Here is a 2,118-nt window from a genome sequence, read left to right as displayed (position 1 = left end):
GCCGGGGGGCGCGTGATCCGCAGCGAAGAGTTGCGTGTGAACGGCCCGCAGATTACCGCCCTCAACCCAGATCACGGGCTACCCAACACCCAAGTGGTTATCAGTGGGCGCAACTTTGGCCCCGACCAGGGGCGGAGCAACGTCACCTTCGCGGGTGAGGGGGCTAAGGTTGAATCCTGGAGCGATAGCGAAATTGTCGCGCTAGTTCCTGAGAAGATCCGCACTGGCTTGGTGATTGTCACCGTGGAGGGCATCCCCAGCAACGGGGTCTCCTTCAGGCTCGATGGTGAACCAACCGAAGTGATCGTCGCCACACCGGACAGCGGTTCGCCCCGGCTCTGCTTTGCCGCCGAACCGTATGAACCACCCGGCCCCTGGCTGATTCCATCCATGAATGGCCCTGGGATTGGCTGGGCCTGTATTGTAGAAGACCAACTCTTTGCCGGAGATGTGCTGGTGCATACCAGTTGCGCACCACCCGATGATGTCAAGATCTTTCCCTCGCTGGTGGCGGATTTTGATGGAGTCAACACAATCCGCGATCATTCGGGTTCGATCACTGGCATTTATACCCCCGATGGGATTATACTCACCATCCGTTATGATGAAACCCCTGGGATCTGTCCGGGTGGGGAGGATACGGTGATGTTTCGCTATTAAGACGCTTGCGCTCCTTGTTGCTCGCCGTGAGGTATACCATGAACCCTGCATCTCCTTCTCCTCCGCAGCGCGCCTGCCCCTACTGCGGTACAAACCAGCGGCTCTCGGCGCAGTTCTGTGCCGGGTGTGGCCGCCCCTTGGTGCTGGCGTGGCAGTTACGCCTCGTGCAGCCACCGGGAACCGTGGTGGCGATTGGGGCCGAGCCATTGGTGATCGGGCGACGCACCGAGAGTAGTTTGTGCATCAATGATCCGCGTGTCTCGCGCAGCCATGCCCGGATTGCCTGGGATGGCCAGGGCTTTTTGCTGGCCGATCTGGGTAGTAGTGGCGGTACCTACCTGAACCAGATCCGCTTGGCCGCACCAGACTACATTCGCCCCGGTGATCAGATCGGGCTGGGCAATGCGGTTATGGTACGGGTAGAAGAACAATCCGCCCCGGCGGTAGCGGCGGCACCAGCACCAGTGCGAAGCGCGGCACCGCCCCCCGCAGCCGCGCCCATCCTCCCCGCCGCGAGCCCCAAGCGGCGCGGCTTACGCGGGGCTGGCTGTGTCGGAGCATTGCTGCTGGTGACAGTATTGGGCGTTCTTGCCCTCTTCACGCTGGTGCTGCCCAACGTACCGATCAGCATCCCCCAATTCGGCTTCGGCGCAACCAGCGATGTGGCGGTTCCAGTCATGCCGCCGCTCCCTCCCGCATCGGTGGAGCAACCCGCCATAGCACAGACCCTGGATGATCTCGCGGCGGCGCTGCGCAGCGGAGATGTCGAGGCGGCGATGGCGCAGTTTGCCCCCACGGTACGCGACGAATACCGCACGATCTTCGCCGCCCACCCGGAGCGGTTGGCGGCGATGGCGGCCCCGCTGGAACGTGCCCAACTCAGCTTCCTGGCCGACTATATCGCGCCTGAAGATGGCTTCCGCCGGGCCGAAGTTGCGGTCGAGGTGGATGGCTTCACCTTCGCCATTGGTATGGTGAAGGTTGAAGGCCGCTGGCTGGTGGTTGTCTTCTAAAACAGGATCGTGTTATGTACACGCGCCGTCTCATCCTTTTACTCATCATCGTAGTACTGGCCGGATTACCGACGGCACCGGCGCGGGCGTGGGGCAATCTCTACGCCCATCCACGCATCAACCACCACGCCTTTGTGCAGTTTGAAGCCATCTATGGCCAGAACGAGAAGTACGAGCGTGCGCCGATTGATCAGACCCTGCTGTTGCGTGGTATGGGCGTGGTAGAACCGGGAATGATCACAGCCAAGGAAGATCGGATCACCCTGAGCGTCCCAGGCTGGATCGAGCATGGCGGGTTCTCCGCCGATGAACCCGAAGCGTATGCCGCCCTGCGCCACTTCTATGATCCGCTGGGGCTGAATGATGGGGCCTACCACCTCACCGATCAGGTGCCGGATAGCCCGGTCGTCAATCCGCAGATTGATGCGCGAACCTGGGCCATGAG

At 61.7% G+C, this 2,118-nt stretch carries 3 protein-coding genes; all 3 read left to right on the top strand.

The features are described 5' to 3' along the window. Window positions 1–660, top strand: a 660-nt coding sequence (locus EKD03_RS18120) for an IPT/TIG domain-containing protein (protein WP_174842899.1), incomplete at its 5' end; no start/stop codon positions are given. Between the two features lie 38 nt (window positions 661–698). Continuing rightward, window positions 699–1,673, top strand: coding sequence for an FHA domain-containing protein (locus EKD03_RS18115; protein ID WP_129633844.1), 975 nt, complete (start codon window positions 699–701; stop codon window positions 1,671–1,673). A 14-nt stretch (window positions 1,674–1,687) separates the two neighbouring features. Then, on the top strand, window positions 1,688–2,118 hold a 431-nt coding region (locus EKD03_RS18110; RefSeq protein WP_153188304.1), incomplete at its 3' end, for a hypothetical protein.

The organism is Candidatus Oscillochloris fontis (genome assembly GCF_004138135.1).
Classification (GTDB): domain Bacteria; phylum Chloroflexota; class Chloroflexia; order Chloroflexales; family Chloroflexaceae; genus Oscillochloris; species Oscillochloris fontis.
The sequence above is the reverse complement of the archived record's forward strand: the minus strand, read 5'-3'. Positions and strand labels throughout refer to the sequence as shown.

Bases quoted from the DNA above. Each gene is read 5' to 3' on its own strand.
- EKD03_RS18115 (WP_129633844.1), top strand. From the start codon at position 699: ATGAACCCTGCATCTCCTTCTCCTCCGCAGCGCGCCTGCCCCTACTGC.